Here is an 18,629-nt window from a genome sequence, read left to right as displayed (position 1 = left end):
GTCTCAGCCCCTCACGGTCAGCTTCTCGATACGTATCGCCGACGCCTTGAACTCCGCCGTCCCGGCGATCGGGCAGTTCGCCTCGATCGTCAGCACGTTGGTGTCCACCTCGTCGGGAAAGTGCATGGTCATGAAGGCGAGCCCCGGGCGGAGCCCCGGATCGACCCAGACCGGCGCGGTCACCACGCCGCGCCGCGACGACACCCGGACCTCCTCGCCGACCACGACGCCGTACCGCTCGGCGTCCTCCGGGCACAGCTCGACGTACTCGCCGCGGCGCAGCGGGGAGGCGAAACCCCCGCTCTGCACACCGGTGTTGTACGAGTCGAGCCGACGCCCGGTCGTCAGCCGGATCGGGTACGACTCGTCGGTCAGGTCGACCGGTGGGTCGTGCTCGACGAGTCCGAACGGCGCGAGCCGCCCGCGCCGCGCGGGGTCCGTCTCCCACAGCCGCCCGTGCAGATACGAGGAGGGCAGCTCGTCCACGTCGGGGCAGGGCCACTGCAAGCCCTGCAACTCGTCGAGGCGGTCGTACGTCATGCCGAAGTGGTCGGGACACAGGGCCCGCAGCTCGTTCCAGACGGCCTCGGAGTCCGCGTACTTCCAGTCGTGGCCCAGGCGCGCGGCGACGTCGCAGATGATGTCGATGTCCTCGCGGGCCTCGCCGGGCGGGGTGAGCGCGGCCCGCACGCGCTGGACCCGCCGCTCGCTGTTGGTCGTCGTGCCGTCGGTCTCCGCCCACGCGGCCGTGGCGGGCAGTACCACGTCCGCCATCTCGGCGGTCCTGGTCAGGAAGATGTCCTGCACCACCAGGTGATCCAGGGCGGCCAGCCGGCGCGCGGCCTGTTCGCTGTCGGCCTCCGACTGGGCGGGGTTCTCGCCGATGCAGTACACGGCGTGCAGCCGCCCGTGCTCCATCGCCTCGAACATGTCGGTGAGGGTCATTCCGTAGCGCGGCGGGATCACCGCGTCCCAGGCCTGCTCGAACTTCGTCCGGTGGCCGTCGTCGAGGAGGTCCTGGAAGCCGGGCAGCCGGTTGGGGATGGCGCCCATGTCGCCGCCGCCCTGCACGTTGTTCTGCCCGCGCAGCGGCTGCACCCCGGCGCCGTACCGCCCGACGTGGCCGGTGAGCAGCGACAGATTGATCAGCGCGCGGACGTTGTCGGTGCCGTTGTGGTGCTCGGTGATGCCGAGCGTCCAGCACAGCTGGGCGCGTTCGGCCCGCGCGAAGGTGTGCGCGAGATCCCGGATGGCGGCCGCCGGGACGCCGGTCACCTTCTCCGCGAGGGACAGCGTCCACGGCTCGACGAGCGCCTTGAACTCGGCGAAGCCGGTCGTCGCCCGTTCCACGAACGCCTTGTTGTACAGACCGGCGGCGATGATCTCCCGGGCGACGGCGTGCGCCATCGGGATGTCGGTGCCGACGTTCAGGCCGAGCCAGCTCTCCGCCCACTCGGCCGTGGAGGTGCGGCGCGGGTCGACGGCGTACATCCGGGCGCCGTTGTGGATCCCCTTCAGTACGTGCTGGAAGAAGATGGGGTGCGCGAAGCGGGCGTTGGAGCCCCACATCACGATCAGGTCCGTGTGCTCGACCTCCTCGTACGAGGAGGTGCCGCCGCCCGAGCCGAACACCGCCGACAGGCCGGCGACGCTCGGCGCATGACACGTACGGTTGCAGGAGTCGACGTTGTTCGTGCCCATGACCACTCGGGTGAACTTCTGTGCCACGTAGTTCATCTCGTTGGTGGCGCGGGCGCAGGACAGCATCGCGAAGGCGTCCGGGCCGTGGTCCTCGCGGGCGCGCCGGAACCCGTCGGCGGCCAGGGTCAAGGCCTCGTCCCAAGTGGCCTGCCTGAAGGGCGAGTTGCGGTCCCCGGGCACAGAGCGCACCAGCGGGTGGGTGAGCCGGGTGTAGGTCTTCGGGGTGCGGTCGCGCCGCTTCTGCTTCATGCGGCGTCCCTCCTCATGCCGTGGGCGAGCAGGTCCGAGAGGGCGTGCACGGTGCGCAGCGTGGGCACCTCGACGCCCGTGATGTCCGCCAGCTCCACGACGGCGGCCAGCAACACGTCCAGTTCCAGGGGCTTTCCGCGTTCCAGGTCCTGGAGCGTGGAGGTGCGGTGGTCGCCGACCCGTTCGGCGCCGGCCAGGCGGCGTTCCACGGAGATGTCGGGCGTGCAGCCGAGGGCGGCGGCGACGGCCAGCGTCTCGGCCATCATGATCTCGATGACCCGGCGCGTGCCGCCGTGCAGACACATCTGCCGCATCGTGGCGCGCACCAGGGCGCTGATCGGGTTGAAGGAGATGTTGCCGAGCAGCTTGATCCAGATGTCGGAGCGCAGGTCGGGCTCGACGGGACACTTCAGGCCGCCCGCCTGCATGGCGTCACCGAACGCGACGCAGCGCGCCGACACCGAACGGTCCGGCTCCCCGATGGAGAACCGCGTTCCCTCCAAGTGGCGGACAACTCCCGGCGCCGCCAGCTCCGTTGCGGCGTAGACGACACATCCGACGGCCCGCTCGGGCGCGAGCACCGTGCTCACGGCGCCGCCCGGGTCGACGCTTTCGAGGCGATGTCCCTCGTGCGGCCCGCCGTGCCCGTGGAAGTACCACCAGGGAATGCCGTTCTGCGCCGCGATCACCGCCGTACGGTCATGGAGCAGGGGCTCGATCAACGGCCCGCACGCCGCGTACGAGTTGGCCTTCAGGCCGAGGAACACATGGTCGACGGGGCCGATCTCGGCCGGGTCGTCGGTGGCGTGGACCCGTGCGGTGAAGTCCCCGCGCGGGCTGATGACCTGGACACCGCTGCGCCTCATGGCCGCCAAGTGCGGTCCACGGGCGACGAGATGGACGTCGGCGCCCGCACGGTGCAGGGCGGCTCCGACATAGGCGCCGATCGCTCCGGCGCCGAGGACTGCGACTTTCACTGGCGGGCTCCGTCCGGTCGAGGGTTCCGGTTCCGCCCTGCTCGCACGGGCAGTGGCGGTCCGAAGAGAAGCGGAGACGGTCGACAGTCGGTGGAGAGGGAAGGAGCGGCCGAAACTGTCGATGGAATATTGTCTACAGTATGGAAGTTGGGTCGACAAGACTGCGCGCCAAGACTGCCAAGACTCCGCGCCAGACTCCCTGCCAAGACTCCGCGCACCGGCTCGCGCCATGGCGTGTCATGGCTTGCCAAGGCATTGCATACCATCGGCGGATTCTGTACGGAGTGACGTCCGACCTCTTCCCAACATCCGCACCGCTGCCTACGGTTCTGGATCATGAGGCCCCCCGTCGCACCCCCGGGCTGGAGCCGCTGGCTCGTACCGCCCGCCGCCCTCTCGGTCCATCTCTCCATCGGTCAGGCGTACGCCTGGAGCGTCTTCAAGCCGCACCTCGAATCCGCCCTGCACCTGAGCGGCACCCAGAGCGCGCTGCCGTTCCAGCTCGGCATCGTGATGCTCGGGCTCTCCGCCGCGTTCGGCGGCACGCTCGTCGAACGCAACGGCCCACGCTGGGCGATGACCGTCGCCCTCGTCTGCTTCTCCTCGGGCTTCCTGCTCTCCGCCCTCGGCGCCGTCACCGAGCAGTACTGGCTGATCGTGTTCGGCTACGGCTTCGTCGGAGGCATCGGCCTGGGCATCGGCTACATCTCCCCGGTCTCCACCCTGATCAAGTGGTTCCCGGACCGGCCCGGCATGGCCACCGGCATCGCGATCATGGGATTCGGCGGCGGCGCGCTGATCGCGTCGCCGTGGAGCGCGCAGATGCTGGACTCGTTCGGCGCGGACAGCGGCGGCATCGCGCTGGCGTTCCTCGTGCACGGCCTCGTATACGCGGTCTTCATGACGCTGGGGGTCCTGCTGGTGAGGGTGCCGAGCAAGGAGTCGCTGCCAGGGGCGCGGGGAACCGCGCAGGCGGCACCCCCCACCGGCCCGCAGGTATCGGCGAAACAGGCCATCCGCACCCCCCAGTTCTGGCTCCTCTGGCTGGTCCTGTGCATGAACGTGACGGCGGGCATCGGCATCCTGGAGAAGGCCGCCCCCATGATCACGGACTTCTTCGCGGACACCGGCACCCCGGTCACCGTGAGCGCGGCGGCCGGCTTCGTCGCCTTGCTCTCCGCCGCGAACATGGCCGGCCGCATCGGCTGGTCCTCCACCTCCGACCTCATCGGCCGTAAGAACGTCTACCGCCTCTACCTCGGCGTGGGCGCCCTGATGTACCTCCTCATCGCCCTCTACGGCGACTCCTCCAAGCCCCTGTTCGTCATCTGCGCGCTCGTGATCCTCTCCTTCTACGGAGGCGGCTTCGCGACCGTTCCCGCGTACTTGAAGGACCTGTTCGGCACGTACCAGGTGGGCGCCATCCACGGCCGGCTGCTCACCGCCTGGTCGACGGCCGGCGTCCTCGGCCCGCTCATCGTCAACTGGGTCGCCGACAGTCAGAAGGACGCCGGTAAGCACGGCTCGTCCCTCTACGGCCTCTCCTTCACGATCATGATCGGCCTGCTGGCGGTCGGCTTCGTCGCCAACGAACTCGTCCGCCCCGTCCACGCCCGCCACCACGTCCCCGCTCCCAGGGAGTCCTCCGATGACACCGCCGACCGTGACCACCAGCAGCCCGCCTAGGCGTCGGGGTCTGATCGCCGTCGCCTGGCTGTGGGTGGGCGCGCCGCTCGCCTATGGACTGTACGAACTGGTGCAAAAGGCCACACAGCTGTTCACAGGTTGACGGTTGGAACTCTCCAACCAAGACCACACAATCCTGTTGCATACGTCACCTCGTACTCGCCGGTCGCTGAGCACACTGGAACGTCCGCGGCTCGCACGGCCCGTGAGCCAGGCAACGAGGGGATCTCCATGAATGGCTCGCGCATCGTCGGCATCGGCCACTATCAGCCCGCCAGAGTCCTCACCAACGAGGAGCTGGCGGGCATGGTCGACACCGACGACGAGTGGATCCGCTCCCGCGTCGGCATCCGTACGCGGCACATCGCGGGCCCCGACGAGCCGGTCGACGAGCTCGCCGCGCACGCCGCCGCCAAGGCGCTGGCCGCGGCGGGCCTGTCCGCCGACGACATCGACCTGGTGATCGTGGCGACGTCCACCGCGGTCGACCGCTCCCCGAACATGGCGGCCCGCGTCGCGCACCGCCTGGGCGTCCCGTCCCCGGCCGCGCTCGACCTGAACGTCGTCTGCGCCGGGTTCACGCACGCCCTCGCCACCGCCGACCACACGTTGCGGGCCGGGGCCGCCACCCGCGCGCTCGTGATCGGCGCGGACAAGATGTCGGCCATCGTCGACTGGACCGACCGCTCCACCTGCGTCCTGGTCGGCGACGGCGCGGGCGCCGTGGTGATCGAGCCGTGCGCCGACGGGGAGGAGCCCGGCATCGGCCCCGTCCTGTGGGGCTCGGTTCCGGAGATGGGCAACGCCGTACGCATCGAGGGCGAACCCGCGCGCTTCGCGCAGGAGGGCCAGTCCGTCTACCGCTGGGCGACCCGGCAGCTGCCCCCGCTCGCCCGCCAGGCCTGCGCGAAGGCCGGCCTCGAGCCGTCCGACCTCGCCGCGGTCGTCCTGCACCAGGCCAACCTGCGCATCATCGAGCCCCTCGCCCAGAAGATCGGCGCCGTGAACGCGGTGGTCGCCCGTGATGTCGTCGACTCCGGCAACACCTCCGCCGCGAGCGTGCCGATGGCGCTGTCCAAGCTGATCGAACGGGGTGAAGTCGAGAGTGGGGCGCCCGCGCTCCTCTTCGGCTTCGGCGGGAACCTCTCGTACGCGGGCCAGGTCGTGCGCTGCCCGTGACGCGCACTGCCCGTGACGTGTGGTGCGCGAGATGTGACGAGTCCAACTGCCCCTGGTGGTAGCGATTGTGCTCGGTAAACTGTATTCCAAAGACAATCGAGTGTTCCGATCCGTTCCGTGGCCCGATGGGTCACGGACGCCGGATCGGGAACCGGAATCGGAATCGGCTTGCCGGATGCTCCGAAGCCCAGGAGGGGGACCGCGATGTTGTCCACAGGACTGCCGCAGGGGGCGGTGCCCAAGCTCGAGCGCCCCGGCCCGTTGCGCGAGCGGGTCTACGAGGCGCTGCTCGCACTCATCACGACCCGCGCCCTCCAGCCCGGCCAGCACCTCGTCGAGAGCGAGCTGGCCGGACATCTCGGGGTCTCGCGCCAGCCGGTGCGCGAGGCGCTGCAGCGTCTGAACACCGAGGGCTGGGTGGACCTGCGCCCCGCGCAGGGCGCCTTCGTGCACGAGCCGACGGAGGAGGAGGCGGACCAACTCCTCACCGTCCGTACGTTGCTGGAGGCCGAGGCGGCCCGGCTCGCCGCGGCCAACGCGGGCAAGACCGGCATCACCGCCCTGGAGGACCTCTGCGCCAAGGGCGAGCAGGCCGTCGCCGACGGGGACGTGGACCTGGTCGTCGCGACGAACGCCGAGTTCCACGCGAAGATCATGGAACTCGCGGGCAACGTGGTGCTGGCCGAACTGGCCGGCCAGGTCGACGCCCGTGTCCGCTGGTACTACCAGCCGGTCGCCCGTCAGCGCGGCAAGCAGTCCTGGATCGAGCACCGCGAACTCATCGCGGCGATCTCGGCCCGCGACGAGTCACGGGCGACGGCGGTGATGCGGGCGCACACGGAGCACACCCGCGAGACCTATCACCACCGCAACCAGAGCTAGCCCCCTTGACCTCGGCCGACCTCCGGCCTGCCACCCGGGGGGCAGCGCCTGATCCGTCGCCCGGGTGATGTCCCGGGCGTGCACGGCCGCGTCCAGGGCGGCGGCGGCCGTGCACGGCCAGGCCGGACGGGCCCGAAGGGCGTGGGGACATCGGTCGCCTCACGGCCGAGCGCCTGCTCCAGCAGTTTTCACCCATCGATCGGACTTGAGGCCCCACCCCTCAAGCAGCCGTCCTCGCCCGGGTGGGCAGGACGAGGTCAGCGGTCGAATGCGTGCGCGTGCTCCCGGGCCCACTGCGCGAAAGTGCGCGGCGCCCGGCCCGTGACCCTCTCCACGGTGTCCCGGACATCGCGAGCGCCCGGCCGTCGTACCGGCCCGCAGGCGCGAGCAGGGCGGTCAACTGGTCCGTGCCTCGGCGCACAGACTACGAGCGGGTGGGATCGGGCGCAGGCGGACCGCGAACCGACCTTTGTCCTGTGACTGGAGAAAGTCATGGGTAATTCCTGCGCAACTTCTTCCCACACCCAGCAGGCACTGCTACGTTCCCCTCGAAAGAACGACTGGCCGAAAGAACGACCGGCCAAGACAACGACTGGCCGGAACGGCATCGGACCGGTCGGTCCACCGGAGCCCGAAGAGGCGGGGAGGGGCACGTGAGACGCATGACGGCTCGACCCGCGAACGCGCACCAGGCGCGCTTGCTGCGACTGCTGCGCGACGGAGGGCCCAACTCCCGGGCCCAGCTGGGCGATCAGATCGATCTGTCGCGCTCCAAGCTGGCCGTCGAGGTGGACCGCCTGCTGGAGACCGGACTCGTGGTCGCCGACGGACTCGCCGCCTCGCGCGGCGGCCGCCGCTCCCACAACATCCGGCTCGCCCCCGGACTCCGCTTCCTCGGCGTCGACATCGGCGCGACCTCGGTCGACGTCGCCGTCACCAACGCCGAGCTGGAGGTCCTCGGGCACATCACCCAGCCCATGGACGTACGCGAGGGCCCGGTCGCGGTCTTCGAGCAAGTACTCGCCATGGCAGCCAAGTTGAAGGCGTCGGGACTCGCCGAGGGGTTCGACGGAGCGGGCATCGGCGTGCCCGGTCCCGTCCGCTTCCCCGAGGGCGTTCCGGTCGCCCCGCCGATCATGCCCGGCTGGGACGGTTTCCCGGTCCGCGAGGCACTCAGCCAGGAGCTGGGCTGCCCCGTCATGGTCGACAACGACGTGAACCTGATGGCGGTGGGGGAACAGCACGCGGGCGTCGCCCGCTCAGCACGCGACTTCCTCTGCGTCAAGATCGGTACCGGTATCGGCTGCGGCATCGTCGTCGGCGGTGAGGTCTACCGCGGCACGACCGGATCGGCCGGCGACATCGGGCACATCCAGGTCGAGCCCGACGGCAGGCAGTGCGCCTGCGGCAACAGGGGTTGCCTGGAGGCCTACTTCAGCGGCGCGGCACTCGCCCGCGACGCGGAGGAAGCCGCCCGCGACGGACGCTCGCCCGAGCTCGCCGGGCGTCTGGGGACGGCCGGAAAGCTCAGCGCCGCCGATGTCGCGGTGGCCGCCGCCGCCGGTGACGGGACCTCCCTCGACCTCATTCGTGAGGGCGGCAACCGCACCGGTCAAGTCATCGCATCCCTCGTCAGCTTCTTCAACCCCGGCCTGGTCGTCATCGGCGGCGGCGTCACCGGCCTCGGCCACACGCTCCTCGCCGCCCTGCGCACCCAGGTCTACCGTCAGTCGCTTCCCCTGGCGACCGGCAATCTGCCCATCGTCCTGGGCGAGTTGGGGCCGGCCGCCGGAGTCATCGGCGGCGCCCGCCTGATCAGCGACCACCTGTTCTCACCCGCGTAGGACACCACCCTCCTCATCCAGCACAGCGCCCTGCCCTGCTCTGCCCTGCCCTGAAACCGGCCCGCACCCGCTGCTAGGGGAACCGCCATGGCACTTTCGGCACCAGAACCACCGCTGCTCACCATGTCCGGCATCACCAAGTCGTTCCCCGGTGTACGCGCCCTCGACGGCGTGGACCTCGAGGTCCGGGCGGGCGAGGTGCACTGCCTGCTCGGCCAGAACGGCGCGGGCAAGTCCACGCTCATCAAGGTCCTCGCCGGCGCCCACCAGCCCGACGAGGGCGCCATCACCTGGCACGGGGAGCCCGTTTCCCTGCGCTCGCCGATCGCCGCGATGCGCCTCGGCATCGCCACCATCTACCAGGAACTCGACCTGGTCGAAGGCCTGTCGGTGGCGGAGAACGTCTTCCTCGGCCACGAGCCGACCTCCGCGGGATTCGTCGTACGAGGACGGGACGCGCGGAGCTCGACGGCGGCCCTGCTCAAGCGGCTAGGACACGGCGAGATCGCCCCCGGCACCCTGGTCGGGGATCTCTCGGCGGCCGGGCAGCAGATCGTCTCGATGGCCCGCGCCCTCTCCCACGACGTACGGCTCATCGTCATGGACGAGCCGTCCGCGGCGCTCGACCCGGACGAGGTCGACAACCTCTTCCGCATCGTCGGCGACCTCACCACGGACGGTGTCGCCGTCGTCTACATCTCGCACCGCCTGGAGGAGATCCGCCGCATCGGCGACCGGGTCACCGTCCTCAAGGACGGCCGGGCCGTGGCCGGCGGACTCCCGGCGAAGGACACGCCGACCCGTGACGTGGTGTCGCTGATGACGGGCCGCAACGTCGAGTACGTCTTCCCGGAACGCCCGGCGGACACGCCGACGGCGGAACCGGTCCTCACCGTCCAAAGCCTGTCCCGCGAGGGCGAGTTCGAGCCACTCGACCTGGTGCTGCGCCCCGGCGAGATCGTCGGCCTCGCCGGACTGGTCGGCTCGGGCCGCTCCGAGATCCTCGAAACGATCTACGGCGCCCGGAAACCGACGACCGGTCAGGTCAGTGTGGGGGGACGGGTGTTGCGTCCCGGCAGCGTCCGGGCGGCGGTCAGGGCGGGCCTCGGCCTCGCGCCCGAGGAACGCAAGGCACAGGGACTCCTGATGCTGGAATCGGTGACACGCAACGTCTCCGTATCCTCCATGTCCCGCTTCGCGTACGGGGGTTGGGTGGACCGGGGCCGCGAGACCAAGGCCGCGCACCAGGCCACCCGGGAACTGTCGCTCCGCCCGGACAACCCGTCCGTCCCCGTCCGCACCCTCTCCGGCGGCAACCAGCAAAAAGCCGTGCTCGCCCGCTGGCTGCTCCGCGGCTGCAAGGTCCTGCTCCTGGACGAGCCGACCCGAGGCGTCGACGTCGGCGCCCGCGCCGAGCTCTACGCGGTCATCCGCCGCCTCGCCGACGACGGCCTCGCCGTCCTCCTCGTCTCCAGCGAGGTCCCCGAGGTCCTGGGGCTCGCCGACCGCGTCCTGGTCCTGCGCGAGGGCCGCGTCGTCCACGAGGCGCCGGCCAGGGACCTGACGGAACACCGGGTCCTGGACCTGGTCATGGAAGGCACCCCGGCGTCATGACGTGGCCCGCCGCACCCGCCCGCACCACCGCACCGCTGCTCAGACGACCCCGACCAGAAGGGACCCCGGCGCCATGACGCAGCCCGCCTCACCCGCCCGCCCGGCGGAGCCCAAGACCGCGCCGGCCCAGCGCCCGAGCGCCATCCGAACCCTGCGCCTCGACGTCCGCACGCTCTCCCTGCTCGGCGTCCTCGCCGCCCTGATCGTCATCGGCGGCATCACCCAGCCCGACTCGTTCCTGGACACCGACAACGTCCAGCTCATTCTGACCCAGGCCTCCGTCATCGGCGTGGTCACGGTCGGCATGACCTTCGTGATCATCTCCGGCGGTATCGACCTCTCCGTGGGCGCGATCGTCGCGCTGGCCAGTTGCTGGGCCACGACGGTCGCCACCCAGGAGTACGGCTTCATCGGTATCCTGTTCACCGCGATCGTCGTCGGTGTGGCCTGCGGACTCGTCAACGGTGTCCTCATCGCGTACGGCGGGATGGTGCCCTTCATCGCCACCCTCGCCATGCTCGCCTCGGGTCGCGGCCTCGCCGAGCAGATCACCGACGGCAGCACCCAAGTGGTCACCGTGGACAGCGTGTTGAAGCTCGGTGAGCGGGACGCCTACATCCTCGGCATCCCGCCGCTCGTCCTCGTCTTCGCCGCGGTCACGATTCTCGGCTGGCTCGTCCTGAACCGCACCACGTTCGGCCGCCGCTCCGTCGCCGTCGGCGGCAACCCGGAAGCGGCCCGGCTCGCGGGCATCGACGTACGCCGTCAGCGCCTCTACCTCTACCTGCTCTCCGGCCTGTGCTGCGGCATCGCCGCGTTCCTGCTGATCGTGCTGGCCGGCTCGGGACAGAACACCAACGGCAATCTGTACGAACTCGACGCCATCGCCGCGGCCATCATCGGCGGGACCCTGCTCACCGGCGGCCGCGGCACCATCGTCGGCTCCGTCCTCGGCGTCCTGATCTTCACCACGATCACCAACATCTTCGCGCTGAACAACCTCCAGAGCGACGTCCAGGAGATCGCCAAGGGCGCGATCATCGTCGCCGCGGTCCTGGTCCAGCGACGTACAGCGAACACCCACTCCTGACCTCTCACAGCCCCGGGAAGGGACGTCATGCCAGAGATCACGAGCCGCAGAGGACTCCTGTTCGGCGCGGCCGCGGCCGTCACCACAGGCGGTCTGCTCACGGCCTGCACCAGCAACGAGCCCAGTGACAAGGGCAGCGACAGCAGCAAGGCCGCGGATCAGGCGGTCGCGGACGACAAGCCCGGCAAGAAGGTCACCATCGGCTTCGCCGGGCCGCAGGCCGACCATGGCTGGCTCAACGCCATCAACGAGAACGCCAAGGAGCGGGCGAAGAAGTACTCCGACGTCACGCTCGAGGCGACCGAGGGCTCGAACGACACGGCCGCGCAGATCGGCCAGGTCGAGACGCTCATCAACAAGAAGGTCGACGTCCTCGTCGTGCTGCCCGCCGACGGCAAGGCGCTGACGCAGGTGGGGCTCAAGGCGATGCGCGCCGGCATCCCCGTCGTCAACCTCGACCGCATCTTCAACACCCCGCAGGCGTACCGCTGCTGGGTCGGCGGCGACAACTACGGCATGGGCCTGAGCGCCGGCAACTACATCGGCGAGAAGCTCAAGGACAAGAAGAACGCGAAGGTCATCGAGCTCGCCGGGATCGACAACCTCGAACTCACCAAACAGCGCACGCAAGGCTTCGACGACGCCCTGAAGAACTACCCGAACATCGAGAAGGTGGCACGCCAGGCCGCCGACTTCACCGTCGAGTCGGGGCAGGCCAAGATGGCCCAGCTGCTGCAGGCGCAGAAGAGCTTCGACGCGATGTGGAACCACGACGACGACCAGGGCGTCGGCGCCCTGCGCGCCATCAAGCAGGCGGGCCGCGACGGCTTCCTGATGGTCGGCGGCGCGGGCGCCCTCTCCGCCATGCAGGCCATCGAGGCCGACGACAGCGTCCTGAAGGCCACCGTCCTCTACCCGCCCACCATGGCCGCGTCCGCCATCGACCTGGCCCGCGCGCTCGGCCAGGGCAAGGGGATCAGCGGGATGGCCGAGTTCGAGATCCCCGCCCACGTGACCCTGTTCTCCGCGGTCGTCGACAAGGAAAACATCGACCAGTACATGCCGACCGGCTTCAAGTGACGGGCGCCGGGGCGAGGCAACTGGCGATCAGCGCGTGGACGAGGAGGACTTCCGCATGGCAGGCAGCAGCACGGGTACGACGGCTCGGGTTACGGGCGGCGACGACGGAGAGGTGAAGCCGGTCCTGGGTGTCGGCATGGTCGGCTACGCGTTCATGGGCGCCGCCCACTCGCAGGGGTGGCGCACCGTGGGCCGGGTCTTCGACCTGCCGCTCGAACCCCGGCTCGCCGCGGTCTGCGGCCGCGACGGCTCGGCGGTGCGCGCGGCGGCCGACCGGCTCGGCTGGGCCGCCGCCGAGACGGACTGGCGGGCGCTCATCGAGCGTGACGACGTCGACCTCGTCGACATCTGCACGCCCGGCGACAGCCATGCCGAGATCGCCATCGCGGCTCTCGAAGCGGGCAAGCACGTGCTGTGCGAGAAGCCTCTCGCCAACTCCGTCGAAGAGGCGGAGGCGATGACCGAGGTGGCCCAACTGGCGGCCGCACGCGGCCAGGTGGCGATGACGGGCTTCAACTACCGACGGGTGCCGGCCATCGCCCTGGCCCGCCGCATGGTGGAGGAAGGGCGGATCGGCACCCTGCGACACGTGCGCGTCAGCTACCTCCAGGACTGGCTCGTCGATCCTTCCTTCCCGCTGACCTGGCGGCTGCAGAAGCCGTACGCGGGCTCGGGCGCGCTCGGCGACCTGGGCGCGCACGCCGTCGACCTGGCCCAGTACGTGGCGGGCGAGCGGGTGGCGGGCGTCTCGGCGCTCACCGAGACGTTCGTGCGTGAGCGCCCGGTCCTTCAGGGCGCGTCGGCCGGCCTCTCGGCGACCGGGGGAGGGGGCCTCGGGCAGGTCACCGTCGACGACGCGGCGCTGTTCACCGGCCGCTTCGCCTCCGGCGCCCTCGCCTCTTTCGAGGCGACGCGTTTCGCGACGGGCCGCAAGAACGCGCTGAAGGTCGAACTCAACGGCGAGCGCGGCTCGTTGTACTTCGAGCTGGAGCGGCTCAACGAGCTCTACTTCCACGACCAGACCGAACCCGGGGTCAGCGCCGGTTTCCGCCGCATCCTCGTCACCGAGCCCGAGCATCCCTACCTGGAGGCCTGGTGGCCGCCGGGCCACGGCCTCGGCTATGAGCACACCTTCGCCCATCAGGCGCGCGATCTGGTGCACGCCATCGCAGAAGGGACCGCGCCGGCGCCGTCGTTCGCCGACGGGCTGCAGGTGCAGCGCGTCCTCGCGGCGGTCGAGGAGAGCGCGGCGAAGAACTCCGTGTACACCCCGATCCAGGTATGAGGAGGCTAGCGACCGTGCCACGCCAGTTCACCCTGTTCACCGGTCAATGGGCGGATCTTCCGCTCGAAGAGGTCTGTCGTCTGGCCCGCGACTTCGGTTACGACGGCCTCGAACTCGCCTGCTGGGGCGACCACTTCGAGGTCGACAAGGCCCTTGCGGACCCGGCGTACCTCGACTCGCGTCACGCGCTGCTCGACAAGTACGGCCTCAAGTGCTTCGCCATCTCCAACCACCTGGTCGGACAGGCCGTCTGCGACTCCATCATCGACGAGCGGCACCAAGCGATCCTGCCGCCCCGGATCTGGGGCGACGGCGACGCGGAAGGCGTACGGCAGCGCGCCGCCGCCGAGATCAAGGACACGGCCCGCGCGGCCGCGGCCTTCGGCGTCGACACCGTCATCGGCTTCACCGGCTCGTCGATCTGGCATCTGGTCGCCATGTTCCCGCCGGCCCCCGAAGCGATGATCGAGCGCGGCTACGAGGACTTCGCCACGCGCTGGAATCCGATCCTCGACGTCTTCGACGAGGAGGGCGTGCGGTTCGCGCACGAGGTGCACCCGAGCGAGATCGCGTACGACTACTGGACAACGCACAGGGCTTTGGCGGCAGTTGACCACCGCCCGGCCTTCGGGCTCAACTTCGACCCGTCGCACTTCGTGTGGCAGGACCTCGACCCCGTCGGTTTCCTGTGGGACTTCCGCGACCGTATCTACCACGTGGACTGCAAAGAGGCCCGCCGCCGCCTCGACGGCCGTAACGGGCGCCTCGGTTCCCACCTGCCGTGGGGCGATCCGCGCCGCGGCTGGGACTTCGTCTCCGCGGGCCATGGGGACGTGCCCTGGGAGGACGTCTTCCGCATGCTCCGCTCGATCGACTACCAAGGGCCGATCTCGGTGGAGTGGGAGGACGCCGGCATGGACCGGCTCCAGGGCGCCCCCGAGGCGCTGAGTCATCTGCGCAAGCTCGACTTCGAGCCGCCGAGCGCGTCCTTCGACGCCGCGTTCAACAACAGCTGAGAGCGAGGGACCGCCCGCCGCGACGGGCCGGGGAGGGGACCGGGAGCCACCGCCGGTCCCCGGTCCGGCCTGCCCGCGCCCTGCTTTGTCCTGCGTCGGGAAAAAGCTCAACTAGTACTGACGCAAGGGGTGTTCGGCCCGTACAAACGCGGCTACCGTCCCTGCAGTGTCGCTGAAATGTTCAGGTCACACGTACCTCCGGGGTGACGGCGCACCCCGGCGCCCGCACCGCACGTCTTCGCATCCATTCCGTACGGCCCACCCCGTTCCCGGAGGGACTTCGTGCACAGAAGCAGAAACACCAGCAGTACCACCAGGCGCTCCAGATTCCGCACCACCCTCGCCCTGCTCACCGGCTCCGTGCTGGTCGGCTCGACCCTGGCACTGTCCGTGCCGGGCACGGCGAGTGCCCACCCGGAGCCGGACGCGCCCGCCGCCGAATCCGACTTCCAGCAGGTCACCCTCGCCAAGGGCGCGGACGAGACCGGCGAGCCGATGTCGCTGGCCGTCCTGCCGGACCGCAGCGTCCTGCACACCTCGCGCGACGGCACGCTGCGGGTGACCGACGCGGGCGGCAGCACCTCCGTCGCCGGCAAGCTCGACGTGTACGACCACGACGAGGAAGGCCTCCAGGGCGTCGGAATCGACCCCGGATTCAAGGACAACCGGTTCATCTACCTCTACTACGCGCCGCCGCTGAACACCCCGGCCGGTGACGCCCCCGAGAACGGCACCGCTGCCGACTTCGCCCCGTTCGACGGCGTGAACCGCCTGGCCCGCTTCGTCCTCAAGGAGGACGGCACCCTCGACAAGGCCAGCGAGAAGAACGTCCTCGAGGTCAAGACCTCCCGCGGCACCTGCTGCCACGTCGGCGGCGACATCGACTTCGACGCCGACGGCAACCTGTACCTGTCGACCGGCGACGACACCAACCCCTTCGCCTCCGACGGCTACAGCCCGCTGGACGAGCAGGCGAGCCGCAACCCCGCCTTCGACGCCCAGCGCAGCGCGGGCAACACCAACGACCTGCGCGGCAAGGTGCTCCGCATCAAGGTCAAGGCGGACGGCACGTACGACATCCCGGAGGGCAACCTCTTCGCGCCGGGCACCGAGAAGACCCGCCCCGAGATCTACGCGATGGGCTTCCGCAACCCGTTCCGCATCAGCGTCGACAAGCCCACCGGCACCGTCTACGTAGGTGACTACGGCCCGGACGCCGGCGCCGCCGACCCCAAGCGGGGACCGGCGGGCCAGGTCGAGTTCGCCAAGGTCAACAAGGCGGGCAACTTCGGCTGGCCCTACTGCACAGGCAAGAACGACGCCTACGTCGACTACGACTTCGGCACGAAGGTGTCCGGCGCGTCCTTCGACTGCGACGCGCCGAAGAACACGTCGCCGAACAACACCGGCATCACCGACCTGCCCCCGGCCCAGCCCGCCTGGATCCCGTACGACAACGGCTCCGTGCCCGAGTTCGGCACCGGCTCCGAGTCGCCGATGGCAGGACCGGTCTACCACTACGACGCGAACCTCGACTCCCCGGTGAAGTTCCCCGAGGAGTACGACGGTGACTTCTTCGCCACCGAGTTCGGCCGCCAGTGGATCAAGCGGATCGAGCAGGACGGCTCCGGAAACGTCTCGAAGATCAACGACTTCCCGTGGTCCGGCACCCAGGTCATGGACAGCGCCTTCGGCCCCGACGGCGCGCTCTACGTCCTCGACTACGGCCTCTCCTGGTTCGGCGGCGACGAGCACTCGGCGCTGTACCGCATCGAGAACGCCACCGGCGGCCACTCGCCGATCGTCGAGGCCAAGGCCACCAAGACCTCCGGCCAGTCGCCGCTGCGCACCACCTTCACGGCGACCGGCACCGACGCGGACGACGACCCCATCACGTACAGCTGGGACTTCGGTGACGGCACCAAGGGCACCGGCGCCAACCCCAGCCACACGTACCGCAAGGACGGCACGTACGTGGTGACGGTGACGGGTGACGACGGCACCGGGCGGACCGGCTCCGCCAACGTCCGCGTCGTCGTCGGCAACACCGCCCCGACGGTGAAGTTCCAGAACCCGGCGAACGGCTCGCTGTTCAAGTTCGGCGACACCATTCCCTTCAAGGTCGCGGTGAGTGACCCGGAGGACGGCACGATCGACTGCTCCAAGGTCACCGTGCGCTACCTCCTCGGCCACGACAACCACGCCCACGCGATCACCTCGGCCAACGGTTGCGAAGGCACCATCACCGCGCCCGCCGACGCCGAGCACGACCCGAACGCCAACATCTACGGCGTGCTCGACGCCGAGTACACCGACGGCGGCGGGGGCGGTCAGGCCGCGCTCACCAGCCACGACCAGGTCCAGCTCCAGCCGCGCCACCGCCAGGCCGAGCACTACACCAAGCAGCAGGGCACCACGCTGCAGAGCAAGACCGAGGCCAACGGCGGCCGCACCGTCGGCGACATCCAGGACGGCGACTGGATCTCCTTCACGCCCTACAACCTCACCGGAGCCAAGAAGCTCACCGCCCGGATCTCCTCCGGCGGCGCGGGCGGCTTCCTGGAGGTGCGCACCGGATCGGCGACGGGCACCCTGCTCGGCTCCGCCCCGGTCCCCGTCACCGGCAGCTGGGAGACCTTCCAGAACGTCGACGTCCCGCTGAAGAACGTCCCCAAGAAGACGACGGACCTCTATCTCGTCTTCAAGGGCGGTGACGGCGCGCTCTACGACGTCGACGACTTCGAGATCAGCAGCGACGCCCCCGTGAAGGGTGCCAAGCGAGTCCTCGTCTTCTCCAAGACGGCCGGCTTCCGCCACGACGCGATCCCCGAGGGCATCGCGGCCCTGAAGGAACTCGGCGCGACCAGCAACATCACCGTCGACGCCACCGAGTCCGCCGACCAGTTCACCACCAACAACCTCGCCCGCTACGACGCGGTCGTCTTCATGTCGACCACGGGTGACGTCCTCAACGACACCCAGCAGAAGGCGTTCGAGGAGTTCATCGCCAAGGGCGGCGGCTACATGGGCGTCCACGCCGCCGCCGACACCGAGTACGACTGGTCGTACTACGGCGGTCTCGTCGGCGCCTACTTCGACTCGCACCCGGCCATCCAGAAGGCCACCGTGCGCGTCGAGGACTCCGCCAACCCGGCCACCGCGCACCTCGGCCAGGCCTGGGAGCGCACCGACGAGCTGTACAACTACCGCACCAACCCGCGCGACAAGGTGCACGTCCTCGCCTCCCTCGACGAGACGACGTACCAGGGCGGCAACATGAAGGGCGACCACCCGATCGCCTGGTGCCAGAGCTACGGCGGCGGCCGCTCCTTCTACACCGGCCTCGGCCACACGAAGGAGTCCTACGCGGACGACGCCTACCGCGCCCACCTGCTCGGCGGCCTGAAGTACGCCAGCGGTCAGGTCAAGGCGGACTGCACGCCGAACAAGGACTACCGGCCGATCTTCAACGGCCAGTCCCTCGACGGGTGGACGCAGGCAGGACCCGGCAAGTTCAACGTCAAGGACGGCGCCCTGGAGACCGAGGGCGGCATGGGCCTGCTCTGGTACCAGGCCAAGGAGCTGAAGTCGTACTCGCTCAAGCTCGACTGGAAGATGCAGGGCGACGACAACTCCGGCGTCTTCGTGGGCTTCCCCGCCTCCGACGACCCCTGGTCCGCGGTGAACAAGGGCTACGAGATCCAGATCGACGCCACCGACGCGACGGACCGCACCACGGGTTCGATCTACACGTTCAAGGCGGCGAACATCAAGGCCCGTGACCAGGTCCTGCGGCCGCCGGGCCAGTGGAACTCCTACGAGATCAAGGTCCAGGGCGAACGCCTCCAGGTGTTCCTCAACGGAGTCAAGATCAACGACTTCACCAACAAGGACCCCGAGCGGAGCCTGACCGACGGCTACATCGGCATCCAGAACCACGGTGCCGACGACCAGGTCTCCTACCGCAACATCCAACTCAAGGAACTGCCCACCGCGGGCAACTAGAACGGCGGCGGGCGGAGGACG

At 69.8% G+C, this 18,629-nt stretch carries 12 protein-coding genes; 10 read left to right on the top strand and 2 right to left on the bottom strand.

Annotation, left to right across the window (positions count from 1 at the left end; all coding sequences use genetic code 11):
• Positions 1-3 precede the first annotated feature (3 nt).
• Positions 4-1,950 (bottom strand): molybdopterin oxidoreductase family protein, encoded by a 1,947-nt coding sequence (locus tag ACIREE_RS13885; RefSeq protein ID WP_404150692.1) that lies wholly within the window; start codon positions 1,948-1,950, stop codon positions 4-6.
• Entirely contained in the window at positions 1,947-2,927 is a 981-nt protein-coding gene (locus tag ACIREE_RS13880) for a 2-dehydropantoate 2-reductase (RefSeq protein ID WP_404150691.1), read from the bottom strand. Before ACIREE_RS13880 ends, ACIREE_RS13885 begins: the two co-directional genes overlap by 4 nt.
• A gap of 336 nt (positions 2,928-3,263) precedes the next feature.
• Between ACIREE_RS13880 and ACIREE_RS13875 the strand changes: the two genes are divergently transcribed.
• The 10 genes from ACIREE_RS13875 to ACIREE_RS13830 all read left to right on the top strand — a co-directional run bounded on the left by ACIREE_RS13875 (position 3,264) and on the right by ACIREE_RS13830 (position 18,608).
• Positions 3,264-4,613: an OFA family MFS transporter gene (locus tag ACIREE_RS13875; RefSeq protein WP_404150690.1), complete on the top strand. Its 1,350-nt coding sequence runs from the start codon at positions 3,264-3,266 to the stop codon at positions 4,611-4,613.
• Between the two features lie 231 nt (positions 4,614-4,844).
• A complete protein-coding gene (locus tag ACIREE_RS13870) occupies positions 4,845-5,792 on the top strand; it encodes a beta-ketoacyl-ACP synthase III (RefSeq protein WP_404150689.1) in 948 nt (315 codons plus the stop codon).
• A 204-nt stretch (positions 5,793-5,996) separates the two neighbouring features.
• On the top strand, positions 5,997-6,674 hold the full coding sequence (locus tag ACIREE_RS13865; protein WP_404150688.1) for a GntR family transcriptional regulator: 678 nt from the start codon (positions 5,997-5,999) through the stop codon (positions 6,672-6,674).
• Between the two features lie 662 nt (positions 6,675-7,336).
• Entirely contained in the window at positions 7,337-8,518 is a 1,182-nt protein-coding gene (locus ACIREE_RS13860; protein WP_404150687.1) for an ROK family protein, read from the top strand.
• Between the two features lie 123 nt (positions 8,519-8,641).
• Positions 8,642-10,132: a sugar ABC transporter ATP-binding protein gene (locus ACIREE_RS13855; protein ID WP_404151214.1), complete on the top strand. Its 1,491-nt coding sequence runs from the start codon at positions 8,642-8,644 to the stop codon at positions 10,130-10,132.
• Positions 10,133-10,205: 73 nt separating this feature from the next.
• Positions 10,206-11,222, top strand: a complete 1,017-nt coding sequence (locus ACIREE_RS13850) for an ABC transporter permease (RefSeq protein WP_404150686.1) — start codon at positions 10,206-10,208, stop codon at positions 11,220-11,222.
• A 27-nt stretch (positions 11,223-11,249) separates the two neighbouring features.
• Positions 11,250-12,302, top strand: coding sequence for a substrate-binding domain-containing protein (locus ACIREE_RS13845; protein ID WP_404150685.1), 1,053 nt, complete (start codon positions 11,250-11,252; stop codon positions 12,300-12,302).
• Between the two features lie 55 nt (positions 12,303-12,357).
• Positions 12,358-13,587, top strand: a complete 1,230-nt coding sequence (locus tag ACIREE_RS13840; protein WP_404150683.1) for a Gfo/Idh/MocA family protein — start codon at positions 12,358-12,360, stop codon at positions 13,585-13,587.
• Between the two features lie 14 nt (positions 13,588-13,601).
• Positions 13,602-14,603: a sugar phosphate isomerase/epimerase family protein gene (locus ACIREE_RS13835; protein WP_404150682.1), complete on the top strand. Its 1,002-nt coding sequence runs from the start codon at positions 13,602-13,604 to the stop codon at positions 14,601-14,603.
• Positions 14,604-14,885: 282 nt separating this feature from the next.
• Positions 14,886-18,608 (top strand): ThuA domain-containing protein, encoded by a 3,723-nt coding sequence (locus tag ACIREE_RS13830; RefSeq protein WP_404150680.1) that lies wholly within the window; start codon positions 14,886-14,888, stop codon positions 18,606-18,608.
• Positions 18,609-18,629 lie beyond the last annotated feature (21 nt).

This window comes from Streptomyces sp. NPDC102467, from assembly GCF_044765445.1.
Taxonomy (GTDB): Bacteria; Actinomycetota; Actinomycetes; order Streptomycetales; family Streptomycetaceae; genus Streptomyces.
The sequence above is the reverse complement of the archived record's forward strand: the minus strand, read 5'-3'. Positions and strand labels throughout refer to the sequence as shown.

Bases quoted from the DNA above. Each gene is read 5' to 3' on its own strand.
- ACIREE_RS13885 (WP_404150692.1), bottom strand. From the start codon at position 1,950: ATGAAGCAGAAGCGGCGCGACCGCACCCCGAAGACCTACACCCGGCTC.
- ACIREE_RS13875 (WP_404150690.1), top strand. From the start codon at position 3,264: ATGAGGCCCCCCGTCGCACCCCCGGGCTGGAGCCGCTGGCTCGTACCG.
- ACIREE_RS13870 (WP_404150689.1), top strand. From the start codon at position 4,845: ATGAATGGCTCGCGCATCGTCGGCATCGGCCACTATCAGCCCGCCAGA.
- ACIREE_RS13865 (WP_404150688.1), top strand. From the start codon at position 5,997: ATGTTGTCCACAGGACTGCCGCAGGGGGCGGTGCCCAAGCTCGAGCGC.
- ACIREE_RS13860 (WP_404150687.1), top strand. From the start codon at position 7,337: ATGACGGCTCGACCCGCGAACGCGCACCAGGCGCGCTTGCTGCGACTG.
- ACIREE_RS13855 (WP_404151214.1), top strand. From the start codon at position 8,642: ATGTCCGGCATCACCAAGTCGTTCCCCGGTGTACGCGCCCTCGACGGC.
- ACIREE_RS13850 (WP_404150686.1), top strand. From the start codon at position 10,206: ATGACGCAGCCCGCCTCACCCGCCCGCCCGGCGGAGCCCAAGACCGCG.
- ACIREE_RS13845 (WP_404150685.1), top strand. From the start codon at position 11,250: ATGCCAGAGATCACGAGCCGCAGAGGACTCCTGTTCGGCGCGGCCGCG.
- ACIREE_RS13840 (WP_404150683.1), top strand. From the start codon at position 12,358: ATGGCAGGCAGCAGCACGGGTACGACGGCTCGGGTTACGGGCGGCGAC.